Source organism: Amycolatopsis sp. CA-211722, assembly GCF_056828465.1.
Genome location: NZ_CP184752.1, coordinates 6,368,112 through 6,390,590, shown reverse-complemented (window position 1 = coordinate 6,390,590; position 22,479 = coordinate 6,368,112). Strand labels below are relative to the sequence as shown.

Here is a 22,479-nt window from a genome sequence, read left to right as displayed (position 1 = left end):
CGCTTCTGAACAACGCAAGTCCGTGAAGGCCTCCTTGAGGGACTCTGGGTCCCTCAAGGAGGCCTTCACGGACCGAAGCGGGTCAGGACTCCATGGCCTTGACGAGCGAGGCGGGCCGCAGGTCCGTCCAGTTGGTCTCAACGTACTCGAGGCACTCCGGACGCGAGGCCGGGCCGAACTTCGTCGTCCAGCCCGCCGGGACCTCGACGAACTCGGGCCACAGGCTGTGCTGACCCTCGTCGTTGACGAGCACCAGATACGTGCCGTCGGGGTTCTCGAACGGGTTCGTCATTCCTTGTTCTCCTTCTTCGTGGCGCGGATGAGCGCGTCCAGCGCGAGGAACCAGCCTTCCGCGAGTTCCCGCACCGAGTCTTCGGTGAGCACGGCCTCCGGCCAGGACCAGTGTGCGCTCAGTTCGGGGCCGCCGGGGCGGTCCTCGGTCACGACGTCGACCGTGAGCGCGTGCGAAACCGGCATCCCGCCGTCGGGGCCGATTTCGGCCGCTTCGGTCTCCGCGGCGTACGACCAGTCGGTCGCCTCGGGGACACCGATCCGGCCCAGGTAGTTGAACTCGATCTGCGGCTTCGCGAACTTCGCCAGCTCCGGGCCGGTGCGCGGGTCGAGATACCGGAGCAGACCGTGGCCGATACCGCCGTCCGGCAGCCCGTCGAGATGCGTCCGGACCCGTTCGAGCGCCTCCCCGGCGGCCGCCCCGCCCGCGAACGCGTCATCGAGGTCGAGGCCGCGCAGGTCCAGGCATACCGGGACGACACTGGTGAACCAGCCGACCGTCCGCGAAAGGTCCGCGCCACCGGCGAGATCCTCTTCGCGGCCATGCCCTTCGACGTCGACCAGCACCGCCTGTCCCCCGTCCCGGCGCCACCGGGCGACGGCGAGGGCGAGGCCCGCGAGCAGGACGTCGTTGATGGTCGCACGGGACAGCAGCGGGGCGGTCCGCTCGGCCGGCAACGTCAGCGACACCTTCTTCACCGTCGCCGCCACGTCCCGCGCCGGGTCGAGCGGCCGGTCCAGCGGGAGAAGATCCCCGCCGCCCAGTACCGACTTCCAGCGCTCCAGCTCACCTGTGCGGTCCTGTGTGGACAGAGCTCGCGACCACCGCCGGAACGAAGTGTCCACAGAGGACAACGCCGGCGCGTCACCGAGGGCGACCGATTCCCAGGCCGAAACGAGATCCGGCAGCAGGATCCGCCACGACACACCGTCGACGGCGAGGTGATGGATCATCAGCAGCAACCGTCCGGGCTCCGACGGCCCCGCGTCGAACCACGTCGCGCTCAACATCACGCCGGCGTCCGGGTCCAGCCGGGCACGAGTCGGTTCGGCGTGCCGCTCGATCAGCGCGAACAGATCGCCTTCGACCTCGACACGTTCGATCCGGACATCGACGGATTCGGCCACCTGGAGCGCCCAGCCGTCCACCGACCGGTCGAGCCGCGCGCGCAGCATGTCGTGCCGCGCGACGACCGCGCCGAGCACGGTCTTCAGCTGGTCACCGACCATGCCGGACGGCGTCCGCAGCAACGCCGCCTGGTGGTACCCGTCGATCGGGCCGCTGAGTTCGCGCAGCGCGTGCATGATCGGCGTGAGCGCGACCGTGTCGTCGTCCTCGATGTTCTCGGCGATCTCGGCCAGCGCCTCGACCGTCCGGCCCGCGAAGACGTCGTGCGGGGTGATCTTCAGCCCGGCCGCGCGTGCCCGGCTGACCAGGCGCATCGCGACGATGCTGTCCCCGCCGAGGGCGAAGAAGTCGTCGTCGGCGCCGAGTTCCGGCACGTCGAGCACCTCCGCGAAGAGCGCGCACAACGCCTTCTCCCGCGCGGTCTCGGGCGCCCGGCCGCCTGCCAGCTCCGTGTAGTCCGGGGCCGGCAGCGCCTTGCGGTCCAGCTTCCCGTTGGACAGCACGGGAAGTGCGTCGAGCGAGACGAACGCCGCGGGCACCATGTAGTCGGGCAGCGCCTCGGCCGCGAACCGCCGCAAGCTCTCCCGGTCCACAGTGGACACCACGTACGCCACCAGTTGCTTGACCCGCGGGCGATCTTCACGCACGAGGACGACAGCCTGCGCGACGTCCTGGTGTCGTTCGAGCACGGCCTCGACCTCGCCCGGTTCCACCCGGAAACCGCGGATCTTCGCCTGGTCGTCGGCGCGGCCGCCGAAGTCCAGCCGCCCGTCCACGGTCCAGCGGGCGAGGTCGCCGGTGCGGTACATCCGGGCCCCCGCCGAGCCGAACGGATCCGCCACGAACCGCTCCGACGTCAGCGCCGCTCGCCCGAGGTAGCCCCGGGCGAGCCCGGAACCGGCGAGGTACAGCTCCCCGGTGACCCCGGGCGGGACCGGCCGCAACGCCGCGTCCAACACGTACGCGCGAGTGTTCGCGACCGGCCTGCCGACCAACGGCTTGTAGCTGTCGCCGATCCTCGCGACGAGAGCGTCCACTGTGGACTCGGTCGGGCCGTAGAGGTTGACGGCCTCGGTTCCGTCCAAAGTGGCCAGACGGCGCCAGAGGCTCTCGGGCACCGCCTCACCGCCGACACCGATCACGGCGAGCGGGCACCGGTCTCCGTCGAGCAGCCCCGCGTCCGCCATCTGCGCGAAGAACGACGGCGTGACCTCGATGAAGTCGAAGCCGTCCCGCTCGATCATCGCGGCCAGGCGCTCGGGGTCGCGCCGGGTCTCCTCGTCCACGATGTGCACGGCGTGCCCGTCGAGCAGCCACAGCTGCGGCTGCCAGGACGCGTCGAAGGAGAACGACCACGCGTGTCCCACCCGCAGGTGCGGTTTGCCGGTGGCCTCGACCGCGGGCCGGTGCAGGGTGGCGCGGTGGCTGTGGAACAGGTTCACCACGCCGCGATGCGGGACGACGACCCCCTTGGGTGTCCCGGTCGAGCCGGACGTGTAGATCACGTACGCCGGATTCTCCGGGTCGAGCGGGCGAACCCGGTCGCGATCGGTCAGGTCGTGCGCCTGCCGGTCCTCGGTGACGAGCGCGCACAGCGCCAGCGTCTCGATCTCGTTCCGGGGCAACGACTCCAGCAGCTCGGGCTCGGTCAGGATCACCTTGGGCCGCGCGTCGGCGAGCATCGCGGCCAGCCGTTCGGCCGGGTGGTCCGGGTCGAGCGGCAGGTACGCCGCCCCCGCTTTGTGGACCGCGAGGATCGCCAGCAGCACGTCCGCCGAACGCGGCAACGCCAGGGCGACGAAGTCCTCGGGTCCCACACCGTGGGCGACCAAGGCCCTGGCGAGCCGGTTCGCACGCTCGTTGAGTTCGGTGAAGGTCAAGGAGACCTTGCCCGACACCACCGCGGTCGCGTCCGGCGAACGCCGCACCTGGGCCTCGAAAAGACCGGCCACAGTGGACGGCTCGACGGTGAGTGCCGTGTCGTTCCACTCCCGCACGATCAGGTCGAGGTCGGCCTCGGCCAGGATGTCCACCCGACCGACCGGGGCGTCCACATCGGACACCATCGCGGCGAGCACGCGTTCCATGGCCGGGAGAAGCCGTTCCGGCAGGCCGGGGTCGAACAGGTCGGCGCGGTATTCGGCCGTGAGCTTCAGCCGCGTGCCGGGTTCCACCGCCCAGGTGAGCGGATAGTGCGTGGAGTCGTCGTGGCGCACGATCTCCCCGCGCAACCCGGCACCGGTCTCGTCCTCGGCCGCGCCAGGGTAGCTCTCGAACACCATCAGCGTGTCGAACAGTTCTCCCAGCCCGGCGACGCGCTGGATGTCGGCGAGCCCGAAGTGCTGGTGTGCCAGCAAACCGGACTGCTCGTCCTGGACCCGGTCGAGCAGACCACCCAATTTTTCGGCCGGGTCGAGCGTGATCCGCACCGGGATCGTGGTGATGAACAGGCCGATCATCCGCTCGACGCCGGCCAGTTCGGGCGGGCGCCCGGCGACCGTCGCGCCGAACACGACGTCCGAGCGGCCGGTCAGCCTGCCGAGTACGATGCTCCACGCGGTCTGGACGAGCGTGTTCAGTGTCAGACCACGCGAGCGGGCTACTGTGGACAGTGCTTCGGTCGCCTGCTCCGGAAGCTCCAGCGACAACCGTTCCGGCAGGGCCGGGATCCGCTGCGGATCGTGCGGGACGAGATGCGTCGGCTCGGTCAGGCCGTCGAGCGCCTGTCGCCAAGCGGTTTCGGCCGCCTCCCGGTCCTGCTGTCCGAGCCAGCCGAGATGGTCGCGGAACTGACGGGCGGGCGCCAGGTCCGCACCGGCGTACAGCTGGGACAGCTCGGCGAACAGCTGCGGCACCGACCAGCCGTCGAGCAGGACGTGCTGATGGGTGAACACCAGCCGGTGCCGGCCGTCCGGCAAAGCCAGGAGCAGGAACCGCAGCAGCGGCGCGGCGGCCGGGTCGAAGCGGCGCCGGTCGTGAGCCGACTCCGCCTCGGCGTCGCTCGCCGAAGCCACGAAACGCCACGGAACGGTGACCGACCGCGCCACCAACGCGACCGGACGGCCGGACGCGAGATACCGATAGCCGGTGCGCAGGATGGCGTGACGGTCCACGAGCGACTGCGCGGCGTCACGCAGTCGCGCCGGATCGAGCGGCCCATCGAGATCGAAGGACACCTGGACGGTGTAGACGTCGGGTCCGCCGCCGTCCATCGACGCGTGGAAGAGCAGCCCGGCCTGCAGCGGGGTGAGCGGCCACACCTCGGCCGTGTCCGGCGCGACGTCGAGGATCTCCGCCTGCTCGGCCGCATCCAGCTCCACCAAGGGCTTCCTGGACGCGGGCGCGTCGAGCCGCACCGAGCTGACCTCGGCCAAGGCCGCGACGGTCCGGTGCCGGAAGACGTCACGCGGGCTCAGCAGCAGCCCGGCGCTCCGCACGCGGCCGACCAGCTGCATCGCGACGATGCTGTCCCCGCCGAGGCGGAAGAAGTCGTCGTGGATGCCGACCGAGTCCAGTCCGAGCACATCGGCGACGAGCGGCGCGAGCAGTTCTTCGCGGGCAGTGCGCGGGGCATCACCGGCGACCTCGCCCGAGAAGTCCGGGGCGGGCAGCGCCTTGCGGTCGAGCTTCCCGTTGGGCGTCAACGGGTACGCGTCCAGCACCACGAACGCCGAGGGCACCATGTACTCCGGCAGAGTGGCCTCCGCGAGCCGCCGCGCCGCCTCGACGTCCGCCTCTCCGGTCAGGTAAGCGACGAGCCTGCCGTCGCGCAGGACCACGCGGGCGGAGAGCACGGACTCGATCTCGCCCAGCTCGATCCGGAAGCCGCGCAGTTTGACCTGGTCGTCGGCTCGGCCGAGATAATCGAGCGCGCCGTCGGCCCGCCACCGCGCGAGGTCACCCGTGCGATACATCCGCTCCCCCGCCGCGAAGGGGTTCGCCACGAACCGTTCGGCGGTCAGCCCGGCCCGGCCGAGATAGCCGCGCGCGAGCTGCGCGCCCGCCAGGTACAGCTCCCCCGCCACGCCCGGCGGCACCGGCCGGAGCCGGGCGTCGAGCACGTGAACCTGGGTGTTCCACACCGGACGTCCAATGGGGACGGTTCCATCGACGACCTCCCACGAGGTCACGTCCACCGAAGCCTCGGTCGGCCCGTAGAGGTTGTGCAGCGGGACGTCCACGCGAGCCGCCAGCTCCGGCGACAGCGCCTCGCCACTGCACAGGACGCGGCGGACGCCATGCCACGACGGCTCTTCGGCGAGGAACGCCTCCAGCATCGACGGGACGAAGTGCAGCGTCGTGATCCGCTCGTCCCGGATCAGTGCTGCGAGATACGCCGGATCGCGGTGGCCGTCCGGTTTGGCGACCACCAGGGTCGCGCCGGTGATCAGCGGCCAGAAGAACTCCCACACCGACACGTCGAAACTCGACGGCGTCTTCTGCAACACACGGTCGTCCGCGGCCAGACCGTACTCGTCCTGCATCCACAGCAGGCGGTTCACGATGCCCTCATGAGGCACCACCACACCCTTGGGGCGCCCCGTCGAACCCGACGTGTAGATCACGTACGCCGGAGACGACGGATCCACAACCCTGCCCAAACGCTCACCGGAATACCCGTCCAGCGCGGGCAGCTCGTCCAGAACGACCGCGGGAGCGGCGTCATCGAGCATGAACGCCAGCCGGTCGGCCGGATAGTCCGTGTCGAGCGGCAGATACGCCCCGCCCGCCTTGTGCACGGCGTAGAGCGCGACCACGAGATCGAGCGACCGAGGCAGCGACACCGCCACCACCGACTCCGCACCCACCCCCTGCTCGACCAACCACCGCGCCAACCGGTTCGCCCGCGCGTCGAACTCCGCGTACGACAGCTCAGCGCCCTCGAACACCACCGCCGCAGCGTGCGGAGTCCGCGCCACCTGCGCCTCGAACAACTCCGGAAGCGTGGTCGCCGGGACGTCGTGTGCGGTGTCGTTCCAGTGCCCGAGCCGGATGCGCTCGTCCTCGCCGAGGACGTCGAGCTCACCGACCAGGATCGCCGGATCGGCGGCCACCTGCTCCAGAACGGCGACCAGCCGCCGCGCGAACGACTCGGCCGTGCCGTGGTCGAACAGATCGGCGCTGTACTCGATGGCGCCCGCGATCCCGTCACCGTTTTCCAGGAACCCGAACTCGAGGTCGAACTTGGCGACGCCCTGCGCGAAGTCTTCCTGCTCCGCGCGGAGACCGGGCAGCTCCAGGCCTTCGCCCGATTCGGGAAGGTAGACCACCATCACCTGGAACAGCGGGTGCCTGGCCAGCGAACGTTCCGGGTTCACCGCGTCGACCAGCCGCTCGAACGGCAGGTCCTGGTGTTCGAAGGCGGCGAGGTCGGTCGCGCGCACCCGGGAGAGCAGCTCACCGAACGCCGGGTCACCGGACAGGTCGGTGCGCAGCACGAGCGAGTTGACGAAGAAGCCGATCAACGGCTCCAGCCGCTCGTCCACACGGCCGGAACTCGGCGCGCCGAGCGGGATGTCGTCCCCGGCGCCGAGCCGGTGCAGCAGTGCCGCGACGGCGGCCTGAGCCAGCATGAACATGCTGACGTCGTGCCGCCGGGCGACCGCGCGCAGGCGCTCGGTGAGCCGGTCGTCGATCGGGAAGGTGACGAGACCGCCGCGGTGGCTCGACTCGGCAGGGCGTGGCCGGTCCGTGGGCAGAGCCAGTTCGACCGGCAACCCTGCCAGCGCGTCCCGCCAGAAGCCGAGGTGCTGAGGCGTTGTCGAGTCGAGCAGTTCCCGTTGCCACACGGCGTAATCCGCGTACTGGACGGGTAAGTCGGTCCACTGTGGAGTGACGCCCGCGGCACGGGCCTCGTACGCCGTGGCGAGGTCCGCCATCAGCGGTCCCTGGGACCACTCGTCCGTCGCCACGTGATGGATCACCAGCAGCAGGACGTGTTCCCGCGGCGAGACGGCGAAGACCGTGGCCCGGATCGGGAGTTCCTCGTCGAGCGCGAATCCGCGACCGGCCTCGGCGGCCAGCCGCGCCGGAAGGTCTCTGGCCTCCTCGAAACGGACCTCCGGACGCACGTCGCCCAGGATCCGCTGCGCCACGACACCATTCTCCTCGGTGAACACGGTCCGGAGTGGTTCGTGCCGGTCGACAAGGTCACCGATCGCCGCACGCAGCGCGTCCACGTCCAGTTCGCCGTGCAGGCGCCACGCGAGCGGGATGTTGTAGGTGGCCGTGAGCCCTTCGAGCCGGTAGAGGAACCACAACCGTTGCTGTGCGGGTGAAAGCGGCAGCACGTCCGGCCGGTTCCCGGCCCTCAGGACCGGTTGCGAGGACGGGTCCGACAGTCGTTCCGCCAGCGCGGCCACGGTAGGAGCGTCGAAAACGTCGCGGACAGACACCGTGGCGTCCAGGCTCGCCGCAATCCGGCTGACCAGGCGCATCACCAGCAGCGAATGCCCGCCGAGGGCGAAGAACCCGTCGTCGATCCCGACCCGCTCGACCCCGAGCACGTCGGCGAACAGCACGCACAGGGCCGCTTCCCGCGCGTTCCGCGGCTCGCGGCCTTCGGTGGTCGCGAACTCCGGCGCGGGCAGGGCCTTGCGGTCGAGTTTGCCGTTCGGGGTCAACGGGATCTCGTCGAGGACGACGAACGCCGACGGCACCATGTGCTCCGGCAGCTTCGCCGCCACCTCCTCCCGCAGGCCGTCGGCGGACCCGACGACATAGGCGACCAACCGGTCTTCGCGAGCGACGACCACGGCGCGCGTGACGAAAGCGGCCAAGGCGGCCTCGACCTCGCCGAGTTCGACCCGGAAGCCGCGGATCTTGACCTGGTCGTCGACGCGGCCGAGGAACTCCAGCACGCCGTCGTCCGACCAGCGCGCGAGGTCCCCGGTGCGGTACATGCGCTCCCCCGGGCCGCCGAACGGGTCGGCGACGAACCGCTCGGCCGTGAGCCCCGGCCTGGCCAGGTACCCGCGGGCGAGCTGCACGCCGGCGAGGTAGAGCTCCCCGGGGACGCCCGGCGGGACCGGGTTCAGCCGCGCGTCCAGCACGTACGTCCGCGTGTTCCACACCGGACGCCCGATCGGGACCGACGGCGTCGTTTCGGCACCGGCTCGCCAGGACGTCACATCGACGGACGCTTCGGTCGGGCCGTAGAGGTTGTACAGCGGGACGTCCACGCGGGCCGCCAGCTCGGACGGCAGCGCCTCGCCACTGCAGATCACGCGCCGCAGGCCCGTACACGCCGCGGTTTCCAGGAACAGGGCGAGCATCGACGGGACGAAGTGGACGGTGGTGATCCCGGCGGTGCGGATCAGCTCGGCGAGATACGCCGGCTCCTTGTGCCCCTCGGGTTTCGCGACGACCAGCGTCGCGCCGGCGATCAGCGGCCAGAAGAACTCCCACACCGACACGTCGAAACTCGACGGCGTCTTCTGCAACACCCGATCATCCGCAGTGAGGCCGTACTCGTCCTGCATCCACAACAGCCGGTTCACGATGCCGGAATGCGGCACCACGACACCCTTGGGGCGGCCGGTCGAACCCGACGTGTAGATCACGTACGCCGGAGACGACGGATCCACCACCCTGCCCAGACTCTCACCGGAGTAGCCGTCCAAAACCGGCAATTCGTCGAGAACGACCGCGGGCGCGGCGTCTTCGAGCATGAACGCGACGCGATCGGCCGGATAGTCACGGTCGACCGGCAAGTAGGCGCCACCGGCCTTGTGCACGGCGTACAGCGCGACCACCAGGTCGAGCGATCGCGGCAACGACACCGCCACCACCGACTCCGCACCCACACCCTGCTCGACCAGCCACCGCGCGAGCCGGTTCGCCCGCGCGTCGAACTCGGCGTACGACAGCTCGGTGTCCTCGAACACCACCGCCGTAGCGTCCGGCGTCCGCGCCACCTGCGCCTCGAACAACTCCGGCAACGTCGCGACCGTGACCTCACGAGCCGTGCGGTTCCACTCCGTGATCCGCGCGAGCTCGTCGCCGACGAGGACGTCGAGTGCCGCGATGGGCCGCTGCGGTTCGGCCGTGACCTGCTCCAGCAGGGACGTCAGCCGGGTCAGCAAGCGCTCGGCCGTCGCCTTCCCGGCGAGGTCCTCGGCGTACTCCAGCATCAGCGTGGCGGTGGTGCCGTCGTCGACCATCGTGAAGTGCAGGTCGAACTTCGCCATGCCGGTGTCCATCTCGAACCACTCGGCGGGCAGGCCGAGCACGTCGCGCGCGTCGCTCTGCCGGTGGTAGCCCACCATCACCTGGAACAGCGGGTTGCGCCCCGGCACCCGCGGCGGGTTCAGCTCCTCGACCACGCGCTCGAACGGCAGGTCACCGTGCGAGAAGGCGGCGAGATCCGCTTCGCGCACCCTGTCGAGCAGTCCGGTGAACGTCGGCTCGCCGGAAAGATCGGTCCGCAGCACCAGTGTGTTCACGAAGAACCCGACGAGGTCGTCGAGCGCCGCGTCGGTACGTCCGGCGATCGGGGCGCCCAGGGGGATGTCGTCCCCGGCGCCGGTCCGGTGCAGCAAGGCGGCCACCGCTGCCTGAAGCACCATGAACGGGCTCGCTCCCGCTTTCGCCGCCAGGTCGCGCACAGCGGCCGACAGTTCCTCCGAGAGCGTGGACTTGACCTTTCCGCCCCTGCCCGTCGGTTGGAGCGGACGGGCGCGGTCCAGTGGCAAGGTCAGCTCGTCCGGCGCCCCACGCAGGGTTTCGGCCCAGAAGGCGACCTGGGTGGCTCCGCGCTGGTCGAGGAAGTCCCTCTGCCACAACGCGAAGTCGGCGTACTGCACCGGCAGATCCGTCCACACTGGACTGTCTCCGCCGAGCCGCGCCCGATAGGCCGAGGTCAGATCGTCCAGGAACGGCCGGTCCGACCATTCGTCGGTCGCGCTGTGGTGCAGGACCAGCGAGATCACCTGGTCGCCGTCGCCGAGGCGCAGGACCCGGAGCCGGACCGGGGTCTCCGTCGCCAGGTCGAACGGGGTCCGCGAAAGTTCGGCGATCCGCGCCGCGAGGCCGTCCTCGTCGCACTCTTCGACGGCGAACGGGATCTCCGGCGCGTCGAGAACGCGCTGATACGGCTCACCGTCGTGCTCGGCGAAAACGGTCCGCAGGACCTCATGCCTGCCGAGCACGTCGCCGAGTGCCGCGCGCAGTGCGTCGAGGTCCAGGTCACCGCGCAGCCGGAAGGTCAGCGGGAAGTTGTACGCGACGGCGTTCGCTTCCATCCGGTCCACGAGCCACAGGCTGCGCTGGGCTGCCGAAAGCGGGATCCGCTCGGGGCGTTCGGCGCGGACCACCGGCGGCCGCGCCGGTTCGCCGCCGCCCGCGCGAGCGGCCAGCTCGGCCACCGTCGGCGCCTCGAACAGATCACGGATGGCCAGTTCGGCGCCGAGTTCGGTCCTGGCCCGGCTGATGAGCCGGGTGGCGAGCAGGGAATGACCGCCGAGATCGAAGAAGTTGTCCTCGACGCCGACCCCCTCCACCCCGAGGACCTCGCCGAAGAGCGCGCACAGCGTCTCCTCCTCGGCGGTCTCGGCCGGACGGCTTTCGGCGAGCCGCACCGTCTGCTCGGCGTCCGGAAGCGCCCGGGTGTTGAGCTTGCCGTTGTCGGTCAGCGGCAACGCGCCCAGCGTGACGAAGGCTGCCGGGACCATGTAGTCCGGCAGTTCCGTCTTGAGCCTGTCCCGCAGGCGCTGCACCAGTTCGCCGCCGCCGCGGGCCGCCGTCGGGCTCGTGGCGTACTTGGCCAGGTTCGTGCCGAGCGAGACCGGCTGATGCACCCCGGTGACCAGGACCCCCGTCCGTCCCTTGTGGACGAACACGGCCTCGAACGCACCCTCGGCCGACCAGGTGCAGTACACCCGGAATCCGAGCCGGTCACCGAGTTCGTGCACGTCCTCGGGCTCCACACCACGGGAGGAACCGAACACCGAGAGGACGTCGACGAGCGGCGCACCGGCGTCCAGCGCCCGCGTCGCCTCGACCTCCGGCGCCTGCCGGGCGTCCGGGATCCGGCTCACCCGCAGCGTTTCCACGCCGGAAAGACGGTCCTCCAGTGCGGCCAGGGAACCCACTTCGTCCCACGACAGGCGTGGCGCTTGAGCGACCGACACCGTCTCGGCGGGTTCCTTCACGAGCACCGCGTCGTAGCGGTACCGGCTCAACTCGTTGTGCAGCCGGGCCCGTTTGATCCGGACCTGCGCGGCGACATCCGGCATCCGCCGCGCGAGCGCGGTGAAGTAGTCCGGATCGATCAGCAGTTCCTTCTCCAGCGCGGCACCGCGTTCGATCGCGCGCCGCACCTGGGCGACGTCGGACGTCGCGTCGGCGCGGGTCAGCTGGACCGCGGTGTGGAAGGCGCGGGCGAGCCGCAGGTTGCGGACGTCGCCCACGAACAGCGCGCCGCCGGGCGCGAGCAGGCCGATCGCCTTCGTGATCACGTCGGTCAGGTAGTCGACGCTCGGGAAGTACTGGATGACGGAGTTGATCACGATCGTGTCGAACCGGCCGGCGGGCAGGCCGTCGAACTCGTGCGCCGGCTGGGCGCGCAGACGCACCTTGGCCGCCAGCCCCGGGTCCTGTTCCAGCTCGCGGTTCAGCTTCGCGATCACCGGCGCGGCGAGGTCGGTGCCCCAGTACTCCCGCACCAGCGGCGCGATCTGCCCCATGAGCAGACCGGTGCCGACGCCGATCTCCAGCACCCGTTGCGGCTTCAGCTCGGCGATGCGGTCGACGGTCGCCCGCCGCCATTCCCGCATGTGCTCCAGCGGGATCGGGTCGCCGTCGTAGCTGGAATCCCAGCCCGCGAAGTCCTCGGTGAACAGCGCCGTCGGGATCTCGGTGTACTCGTCGGAGTAGATCTGCTGCCATTCGCCGACCTGGTCGGCTTCGGCCTCGGCTCGCGCGTCCCCGCTCAGTTCGGCGGGCACGACGTAGCCGATGAGCCGGTGCAGACCGGGCGCCGACGGGTCCGGCCGCGCGATGACGGCGGCCTGCGCGACCTCCGGGTACCGGCTGAGCGCGGTCTCGATCTCGCCGAGTTCGACGCGGTAGCCGCGGATCTTGACCTGGTCGTCGGTGCGGCCGAGGAAGTCGAGGTTGCCGTCCGGGCGGCGGCGCACCAGGTCGCCGGTGCGGTACATCCGCCCGCCACCGGGGACGAACGGGTCGGCGACGAACCGCTCGGCGGTCAGCCCGGGACGGCCGAGATAGCCGCGGGCCAGGCCCTCGCCCGCGATGTAGAGCTCACCCGCGACACCGTCGCGGACCGGCCGGAGCCAGGCGTCGACGATGTAGGCCCGCGTGTTCCAGATCGGCTTGCCGACGGTCGGGGTGTCGCTGTCGGTCGTGCCGCCGCCGAGCGTGTTGATCGTGTACTCGGTGGGGCCGTACAGGTTGTAGCCGTAGGTCCCGTCGGTGTCGCGCAGCCGGTTCCACACCGACTCGGACACAGCTTCGCCGCCGAGCAGGACGAGCGCCGGCCGGTGCCCGTCGAGCAGCCCCTCCTCGATGAGCAGGTGCGCGTACGTCGGTGTCACGTTGACGACGTCGACCTCGTGCTCGTCGCAGTACGCCACGAGCGCCCGCGCGTCCCGCCGCAGCTCCTCGTCGCAGACGTGGACCTCGTGCCCTTCCACGAGCCACAGCAGTTCTTCCCACGACATGTCGAAGGCGAACGACACGGTGTGGGCGATCCGCAGCCGCCGCCCGCCCGCCGCCGCGATGGCCGGGGCGAAGATGGCGCCCTGGTGGTTGAGCTGCATGTTGGTCAGGCCGCGGTACGGCGTGACCACACCCTTGGGCTTGCCGGTCGAACCCGACGTGTAGATGACGTACGCCGGGTGCTCCATGCGGTCCGCGCGGCCGCGCGCGAACAGCGGGCGTTCGGCGTCGGAGATCGGGCCGTCGCCGAACGCCCTGTCTTCGTGGTCGTCGACGAGGATCCGCGGCGTCGTGCCGGGAATCGTCGCCGAGACGTCCTTCGTGGACACCAGGCACAGCGGCCGGGCGTCCTCCAGCATCACCGTGAGCCGCTCGACCGGGTAGTCGAGTTCCAGCGGCAGGTACGCCGCGCCGGTCCGCAGCACGGCGAACAGCGCGACCACCATGTCGATCGACCGAGGCAGCCCGAGCGCGATCACCTGTTCCGGTGCGGCGCCCTTCGCCAGCAGCAGGCGGGCCATCCGGTTGATGCGCGCGTCGAGTTCGGCGTAGGTCAGCTGCTCCGCACCGAACACCAGGGCCGTCGCGTCCGGAGTCCGCTCGGCCTGCACGGCCAGCAGGTCCGCGATCGTGTCCTCGACGACGGGGTGCTCAGCCTCGGCCCAGCCCGCCTCCAGGGCGGCCCGGTCCTCGGCGGACACCGTCGCCAGCGCGGCGACCGGCCGCGCCGGGTCGTCGACGATCTGCGCGACCAGCGACGTGAACCGGTCCAGCACGGACGCGGCCTCGGCGGCGTCGATCACGTCGCCGGAGTAGGACACCGTGATCCGGATTTCCTCGCCCGGCGTGACCACCAGCGTCAGCGGGTAGTGCGTGGCGTCGATGTTCAGCAGGCCGGTGATGCCGTGCCGGTGGCGCAGGCCGTCGCGCCGTTCGTCGCCGTCGGCGTTGCGCAGCACGAAGAGCGTGTCGAACAGGACGCGATGCCCGGCTTCCCGTTGCAGGACACCGAGGCTCATGAATTCGTACGGAGTCAGGTCCATACGCTCGGACTGCAGGCGCCGCACCAGGTCCAGGACGGATTCGGCCGCGTCGAGCCGCACCCTGGCAGGCACGGTGTTGAGGAACAGGCCGATGGTTTTCTCGATCTCGGGCACGGCGGCGGGCCTGCCCGCGACCGCGGCCCCGAACACGAGGTCGGTGCGCCCGGTCATGGTCGACAGGACCAGGCCCCAGGCGGCGTTGAGCACGGAGTTGACGGTGAGACCGTGCCTTCTGGCCTGCTCACGCAGCCCGTCGCCGAGCTCGGCGGGCAGCACCGTGTCCAGGTTGACCGGGGTGGCGGGCACCAGATCCCGGCCTTCCGGACCGATGACCGTCGGCTCCGCGAGACCGGACAGCGCCTCGCGCCACGCGTTCGCGGCCTCCTCGATGTCCTGCCGGTCCAGCCAGCGCAGGAAGTCCACATAGGACCCGGCGGCGGGGAGAGCACGATCGTCCCCACCGAGGTCGTACAGCGCGAACAGCTGCTCGATGAACAGCCAGGCGGACCAGCCGTCCCAGAGCAGCAGATGCCGGTTCAGCACGACCCGGTCACGTCCGTCGCCAAGCCGCACCAATTTCAGCCGGAACAGCGGCGGAGCGTCGAGGTCGAACCGCGTCGCACGGTCGTCGGCCATCAGCTCGTCGAGCTTGGCCTGCCGCTCGTCTTCGGGCAAGGCCGAAAGGTCCACTTCGGACACCGGCGGCTCGACCTCGGCCGCCACGAACTGCACCGGCCCGCGCAGCCCCTCGCTGGTGAACCCGGCGCCGAGACTCGGGATCCGGCGCAGCAGAGCGGCCACCGCCGCCCTCAGCCGTCCAGCGTCCAGGCGGTGATCGAAGTCGATCGCCTCCTGGATCGTGTAGATGTCGACCCGGTCGGAGTTGTAGCTGGAGTGGAAGAACAGGCCTTCCTGCAGCGGCGACAGCGGCCAGACGTCGGCGACCGGCACCGGGCTGATCCGCTCGACGCGGGCGATCTCCTCCTGGGTCAGCGACACGAGTTCGAGGTCCGACGGGGTGAGGCCCACCGGCGCGTCCGTGTCCACGGTCGCGAGCTCGGCCAAGGCGGAAGCCCAACGATCGGCGAGCGCAGCGCCCGCACCCACGAACGTCGCCGTCAGCCTCGGCCCGTCCTCGGTCTCCTCGCAGGCGACCCCGATGCGGAGCGCGTGGTCTCCGGACGGCGGCACGGCCACGTGCCCGCCGACCTGCCACTCCCCCGGCCCGGCCGGGATCCGGCCGTCGTAGCGCAGGGCGATCCGCGGTTTCGGAAGCCCGGCGAGCACCGGACCGGTCTGGACCTCGAGGTACCGCAGCGAGCCGTAACCCTCGGGCGCCTTGCGGACGGTCTCCTTGACGGCCTTGAGGAGCGCGAGCGGTTCGCCGGTGGCGGTGATCCGCACCGGACGGACCGAGGTCAGCGCGCCGACCGTGGCCGAGGGGTCCACCCGGCCGTGGAGATCGAGCAGGAGGTCGCCATCGACAGCGATCTTCAATGCAGACAGGAGGACGTCGGTCACGTCTCCGTGCACGGCCGACGGGAGCGCGCCGACGAGCGTCCGGGTCTCTTCGACGGACAGGGTGACGCGACGTTCGGCGGGGTCGCCGGGGATCTCGGCCGAACCGGGCGCCAAGATCCCGGCCCAGTGCTCGATCTCGCCCAGCAGCGCGGGATCCTGCGCTTCGTCGGTGATCCGGCGGGCGATCGCCCGCAGCGACGTCCGCGCCGGGGCGAACGCCGGCGGGTGCCCGTCGGTCACAGCCTGCCAGGCGATCGCGAGGTCGGCCGCCAGCGTCGTCCAGCTCCGCGCGTCCAGCAGCACCGGATGCGCGACCAGGAGCAGCCTGCCCGGCTCGTCGAACCAGACTGCCTGAAGCAGCGTGTCCGGCAACCGGTCGACGGCGTCGCGGTACTCGTCGTCCAGGGAAGCGGTCGCGTGCCGGAGCAGATCCGTGGCCTGAACCGTCCCTTGTGGACGGACCTCGAGCGACCACAGCACCGAGGCGACCCGGGACAGTTCGAGCCGCAGGCCGTCGTGGTGGTCGAGCACGAGTTGCAGGGCGGCGGCGAGTGTCTCGACATCGGCCCCGGCGGGCGCGTTCAGCAGCACGGACTCCGGCTGGACCGCGTCGCCCAGCTCACGCAACCGCAGCATTTCGGGCAGGAGTGGCAAGGCCCCGACACCGTCGGCGACCGTTGTGGGCTCGGCAGGTGCGGCGGAGGCGGCGAGCGCGGCCGGGGTCCGGAGCTCGAACACGTCCTTGGGGCTCAGTTCGAACCCGGCCCGCCGGGCGCGGCTCGACACCGCGATCGACGAGATGCTGTCGCCGCCCAGCAGGAAGAAGTCGCCGTCGGCACCGACGGAGTCCAGGCCTAGGACCTCGGCGAAGATCCGTGCGAGAGCGCGTTCCTGATCACTCGCGGGGGTGGTGGCGGCCTTTCCGACCTCGGGCGCGGGCAGGGCGCGGACGTCGAGCTTTCCGCTGGGGGTCAAGGGGAATTCGTCGAGAGCGACGAACGCCTGCGGGACCATCGGCGCCGGCAGCGCTTCGCTGGCGGCGGCACGCAGCCGCTCCGGTGCCACATCGCCGACGACGTAACCGACGAGCGCGCCGTCCTTCGCGACGACCGTGGCGGCCGTGACCTCCGACAGCGCGACGAGGACGGCTTCGATCTCGCCGAGTTCGATCCGGTTGCCGCGGATCTTCACCTGCCGATCGGTGCGGCCGAGGTACTCGATCTCACCGTCGGCGCGGCGCCGCACCAGGTCACCGGTCCGGTACAGCCGCTGCCCGGGTTCACCGAACGGGTCGGCGACGAAACGTTCGGCGGTCAAGCCTGGCCGTCCGTGGTAGCCGCGGGCCAGCTGGACACCGGCGAGGTACAGCTCGCCCGCCACGCCGTCGGGCACCGGACGGAGACAGCCGTCGAGGACGTGCGTCCTCGTGTTCCACACGGGACGGCCGATGGGCACGGTCGCGCCCTCGGCCCCTGTGCTCTCGAAGAAGGTGACGTCCACGGCCGCCTCGGTGGGGCCGTAGAGGTTGTGCAGCGGGACGCCGGTGAGCGACCGCCACCGCGCGGCGATCTCGCCGGTGAGCGCCTCGCCGCTGGAGAACACCCGGCGCAACGATCCGAGGTCGCCGGTGGCTTCGTCGCTGCCGAGGAACGCGGCGAGCATGGACGGGACGAAGTGCAGGGTGGTGATCCGCCGCTCCCGGATCACCCTCGCGAGATACGCGGGGTCGCGGTGCCCGTCCGGCTCGGCCAGGACCACGGTGGCGCCTTCGCACAGCGCCCAGAAGAACTCCCACACCGACACGTCGAAACTCGACGGCGTCTTCTGCAGCACACGATCCGAGGAGGTGAGCCGGTACTCGTGCTGCATCCACGCGAGCCGGTTGACGATCGCCCGATGCGTGACGGTCACGCCCTTCGGCCGTCCTGTCGACCCGGAGGTGTAGATCAGGTAGGCGGCGTCGTCCGGTCCGGCGGCCGCGCCCTGAACATCGTCGGCGGACTCGCCGGCGACCGGAACCCGCGTCAGCCCGTCGGCGTCCGGGATCCGCGCGGCCGTCCCGGGTTCGCAGAGCACGAGACGCGCGCCGGAATCGGCGAGCATGTATTCGAGCCGGTCCGCCGGGTAGTCGAGATCGATCGGCAGGTAGGCGGCCCCGGCCTTGAGAACACCCAGGAGGGCGACCATCAGCTCGGCCGACCTCGGCACGGCGACGGCGACGACCTCGTCGGGGCCGGCGCCCAGGGCACGCAGCCTGCGAGCCAGGTTCTCCGCGCGTACATCTAGGTCCGTATAGGACAGTTCGGTGTCCCTGAAGATCACCGCGGTCGCGGACGGCGTCTTGGCGACCTGCTCGGTGAAGGCCTGGGCCAGCGTTCGTTCGGGTACCGGATGCGACGTCGCGTTGAGTTCGGCCAGACGGCCGCGTTCGGCGGGCGACAGCAGGCCGAGGGTGGCGACCGGCAGGCCGGGGTTCGCGGTCAGTGTCTCCAGCAGGCGGGCGAACCGTTCGGCGAGCTGCCCGGCCTCGACCGCGTCGATCCGCGCGGCGTCGAACTTGAGGGAGAACTCCAGGTCTTCACCAGGGGTCACGATCAGCGCGACCGGGAAGTGCACCGCGTCGGTGACCTCGACGCCGGTGAGCCGGGCAGTTCCGGACGCGCGTTCGCCGTCACGCGGGAAGTTCTCGACGACCACGAGGGTGTCGAACAGTTCTTCCTGTCCCGCACCGGCGATCCGCTGCAGTTCACCGAGGCCGAGATGCTGATGGTCCAGCAACGCCGCCTGCTCGTCCCCCAGCCGCCGCAGCACGGCGGCGACGGTCTCGGACGGCGACCAGCGCAGCCGCACCGGCACCGTGTTGATGTAGAGGCCGACCGCCGACTCGATCCCGGCGGCGCCGGTGTCACGGCCGGAAGCCGTGCTGCCGAACAGCACGTCGTTCCGGCCGGTGAGCCCGCCGAGCAGGAGTCCCCACGCACCGTGCAGCACGGCGCCGAGGGTGAGCCCGTGCGCCCGAGCCATGTCCGCCAACGCCTTCGTCGCATGTTCGCCGAGGCTCAGGTGCAACCGCGACGGCTGTCTCGCCGCTCCGGCCCTGCCATCGACCAGCCGGGTGGGTTCGTCCACTCCGGACAGTGCCGCGCGCCAGGCTTCGCGCGAAGCCTCGTGATCACGTGCCGCGAGCCGCCGCAGGTGGTCGGCACGGGTGTCCGGTTCCGGGAGCGCGTCCGCTCCCTCGTAAGCCGCCAGCAGTTCGCGAAGCAGCACCACGACCGACCAGCCGTCGGCGATGATGTGGTGGAACGTCAGCGCCAGCTTGGCGTGTCCGTCGTCGAGCCGGGTGAAGGTGGCCCGCAGCAGTGGCGGCCGGGCGAAGTCGAACCGGCGCGCGCGATCGGCCTCGAAGGCTTCCGCCGCGTCCTCGGCGGCCACCTCGCGCCAAGGCAACTCGGCGTGCCGGGGCACCGTCTGGACGACCCGGCCGCCGTCGAGCTGCCGGAAACCGGACCGCAGGGACGAATACCGGTCCAGCAGGGCCTGCGCCGACCGGCGTAATGCTTCGGCGTCGACGTCGCCTTCGAGGTCCAGCACCTCCTGCACCGTGTAGATGTCCGCGGCCTGGCCGCCTTCGAACTCCGCGTGGAAGAAGAACCCTTCCTGCAACGGCGTCACAGGCAGGACGTCGGCGTACTCGGCGAGCGACGCCCGCTCCGCGCCGGTCAGCTCCAGCAACGGCCGCCCGTCCACAGTGGACTCGGCGACGACGGCCTCCGCGCAGGCGGCCAGCGCTTCCGGCGTCCGGTGCTGGAACACCTGACGCGGGGTGATGGCGAGCCCGTGTTCCGCCACGCCGAGCACCAGCCGGATCGACAGGATGCTGTCGCCACCGAGGGAGAAGAAGTCGTCGTCGGCACCGAACGAAGCCAGGCCGAGGACTCGTGCGGCGACGTCGCAGAGGATCCGCTCGCGCTCGGTGCGCGGCGCGCGACCGGTGGCCGCGGCGCCGAAATCCGGCAGCGGCAGCGCGGTACGGTCGAGTTTGCCGTTCGGCATGATCGGCAGCCGGTCGAGGTCGACGAACGCCGACGGCACCATGTAGTGCGGCAGCGCCGATTCGGCGTGCGCGCGCAGGTCCTTGAGCAGCGACGGAGACGCGTCCGTGGCCGGGACGACGTACGCCACCAACCGCCGGTCGCCCGGCTTGACCTCACGGGGCACGACGGCGATCCGCTCGACCCCGGTGAACGGGGCGAGCGCCGACTCGACCTCCCCGGGTTCGATCCGGAACCCGCGGATCTTGACCTGGTGATCGGTACGGCCGAGGAAGTCGAGGTTGCCGTCCGCGCGCCAGCGCACCCGGTCTCCGGTGCGGTACATCCGCGCGCCGTCACCGGCGAACGGGTCGGCGACGAAACGTTCCGCCGACAGCCCCGGACGTCCCGCGTAGCCCCGCGCGAGACCACGTCCGCCGACGTACAGCTCCCCTTCGACGCCGACCGGCACCGGCCGCAGCGCGGTGTCGAGGACGTAGCAGCGGGTGTTCGGATCCGGGACGCCGATCGGGATGGGCCCGGTCCAGCCGGGTTCGGCCGCCCACAGCGTCGAGTTCACCGTCGCCTCGGTCAGCCCGTACGCCGCGACGACGCGCAGGTCTTCGGCCCAGCGCGCGATCAGTTCCGGCGGGACGGTCTCGGTGCCGACGACCAGCACCGCGCCCTTGGGCAGTTCGCAGTCCGGCGGCAGCGCCGCGACCAGCGACGGCGGCAGGATCATGTGCGTCGCCGCGTTGTCCGCGATGTAGCCGGTCAGCTCGACGCCCGCGACGCGGCGATGCGACGGGACCACGATCAACGTCCCGCCGACGCACAGCGACATGACCAGATCCCAGACCGTCACGTCGAAACCGGTGGAGGCGAACTGCACCACCCGGCTGTCCTCGCCGATGCCGATCCGTTCGGTCGCCGTGCTGATCAGGCTGCCGATCCCGTCGTGGGACAGGACCACGCCCTTCGGCTTGCCCGTCGACCCCGAGGTGTAGATGACATACGCGGCCTGGCTCAGCCCGATCCCGCCGACGTCCACAGTGGACGATTCGAGGGCCGCCAGCTCGGCGGCGGTCTCGGGGTCGTCGAGAAGAATCGGCTCGACGTCCACACCGGACGGCAGCTGCGCCGATTCCTCCACAGTGGACACTAGGATGTCCGCGCCCGCGTGCGAAAGCATGTACGCGAGGCGATCCTCGGGATGGTCGAGGTCGAGCGGGAGATACGCGGCTCCGGCCTTCATCACGCCGAGCAGCGCGACGACGAGATCGGCCGACCGCGGCATCGCCACGCCGACGACGTCCTCGTCACCGACGCCGCGCCGCCGCAACAGCCTGGCGAGCCGGTTGGCGGCGGCGTCGACCTCGGCATAGGTCATCCGGACGTCCTCGCAGACGACGGCCTCGGCGTCCGGCTTCCGCGCCACGACCCGGGCGAACGCCTCGGGCCAGGACACCTCCGGCGACTCCGCGAACGCCGTCCCGAGCGCCAGGACCCGGTCGCGTTCCTCGGCGGAGAGCAGGTCGATCGCGGCCAGTGGCAGGTCCGGCCCCGCCACGAGGGCGTCCAGGACCGCGGCGAACCGGCGGCGGTGATCGGCGAGTTCGTCGTCGGAGGACACGGATTCGTCGGCGTCGAAGTCGAACCGGAGCCCGCGCCCCTCACCGGCGTCGTACACGGCGATGGCGACGTCGCTGATCGGCCCGAGTTCGAGGTTGCGCACCGTCGCGCTCGCGGCGCCGAACGCGAGTTCGCCGTCCACGGCCATGTAGTTCACGCTCAGGCCGACGAGTTCGTGCACCCCGCCGCTCGCGCCGAGTTCGCGCGCGAGGTCCTCCCCGCGGTAGCGGCTGTGCTCCAGCAGCGCGGACACCTTCTCCGCGACCTGGGCGACGAGCTGCGCCGGCGTCGTCTCCGGGCGCACCGCCAGGCGCAACGGCAGGACGTTGGAGACCATGCCCGGCTGCTCACGCAGGGCGCGGGTGGTCCGCGCGGTGACCGGCAGGCCGAGGACGAGGTCTTCGGCGCCGGTCACCCGATGGGCGTATGCCGCCACCGCGGCGATCGCGACACGGGACAGCCTCGTGCCCGCGTCGAGCGCGAACTTCCGCAAGCGGCCGGCGTTCGCCGCGGGCAGCTCCCACGAATGCCGCCGGAGCCGGACCTGACCGGACGCCGCGCGGCCGAGCAGCCGCACCGGGTTGGGCCTTCCCGCGAGGTCGCCGAGCCAGTAGTCGCGGTCGGCTTTCGCGTCGTGGTCCGGCTCGGCCAGGCCGGAGAGCGGCCAGGAGACCTCCTCGGCGGTGCCCGAATAGTGGGCCGCCGCGCGACGGGTCAGGATTGCCTGGCCGTGCGCGTCCATCACCAGATGGTGGTAGCGCTGGACCCAGCGGACCCGGTCCGCGGCCAGGATGAGCAGCGTGTGCGCGGTGAGCGGACCCCGGGCGGGGTCGGTCGCCACGGCGAGCTCGGCCCGCGCCCACTCGTCCGCGGCCCGCTCCGGATCCGGCTCACCGGTGAAGTCGAGGACCGCGACCTCACCGGGGGCGACCGGGCGCTGGACCGGCGTGTCGCCGTCCAGCTCGACCGTGACGTGGAGGCATTCCGCCTCCGCGACCGCCCGCCGAACGGCTTCACCCAGCCGGGCGATGTCGACGTCGCCGCGAAGCTCGGCGACCCAGCCGATCGTGTAGACCGGGTCGGCCGGGTCGAGCTGCTGCGCGAGCCAGATCCCCTGCTGTGCCGGGGTCAGGGGAAAGCCGCGGTTCAT

General features: G+C 71.1%; 2 protein-coding genes. Both read right to left on the bottom strand.

All coding sequences use genetic code 11. The annotated features are described in order from the left end of the window. Positions 1 to 82: 82 nt before the first annotated feature. Positions 83 to 292 carry an MbtH family protein gene (locus tag ACOCEP_RS30070; RefSeq protein WP_007029404.1) on the bottom strand — a complete coding sequence of 70 codons (210 nt, stop codon included), beginning with the start codon at positions 290 to 292 and terminating at the stop codon, positions 83 to 85. Then, positions 289 to 22,479 (bottom strand): non-ribosomal peptide synthase/polyketide synthase, encoded by a 22,191-nt coding sequence (locus ACOCEP_RS30065; protein ID WP_482332460.1) that lies wholly within the window; start codon positions 22,477 to 22,479, stop codon positions 289 to 291. Before ACOCEP_RS30065 ends, ACOCEP_RS30070 begins: the two co-directional genes overlap by 4 nt.

What these genes read in the sequence shown, in the direction of transcription:
- ACOCEP_RS30070 (WP_007029404.1), bottom strand. Translation starts at nt 292, where the DNA reads ATGACGAACCCGTTCGAGAACCCCGACGGCACGTATCTGGTGCTCGTC.
- ACOCEP_RS30065 (WP_482332460.1), bottom strand. Translation starts at nt 22,479, where the DNA reads ATGAACCGCGGCTTTCCCCTGACCCCGGCACAGCAGGGGATCTGGCTC.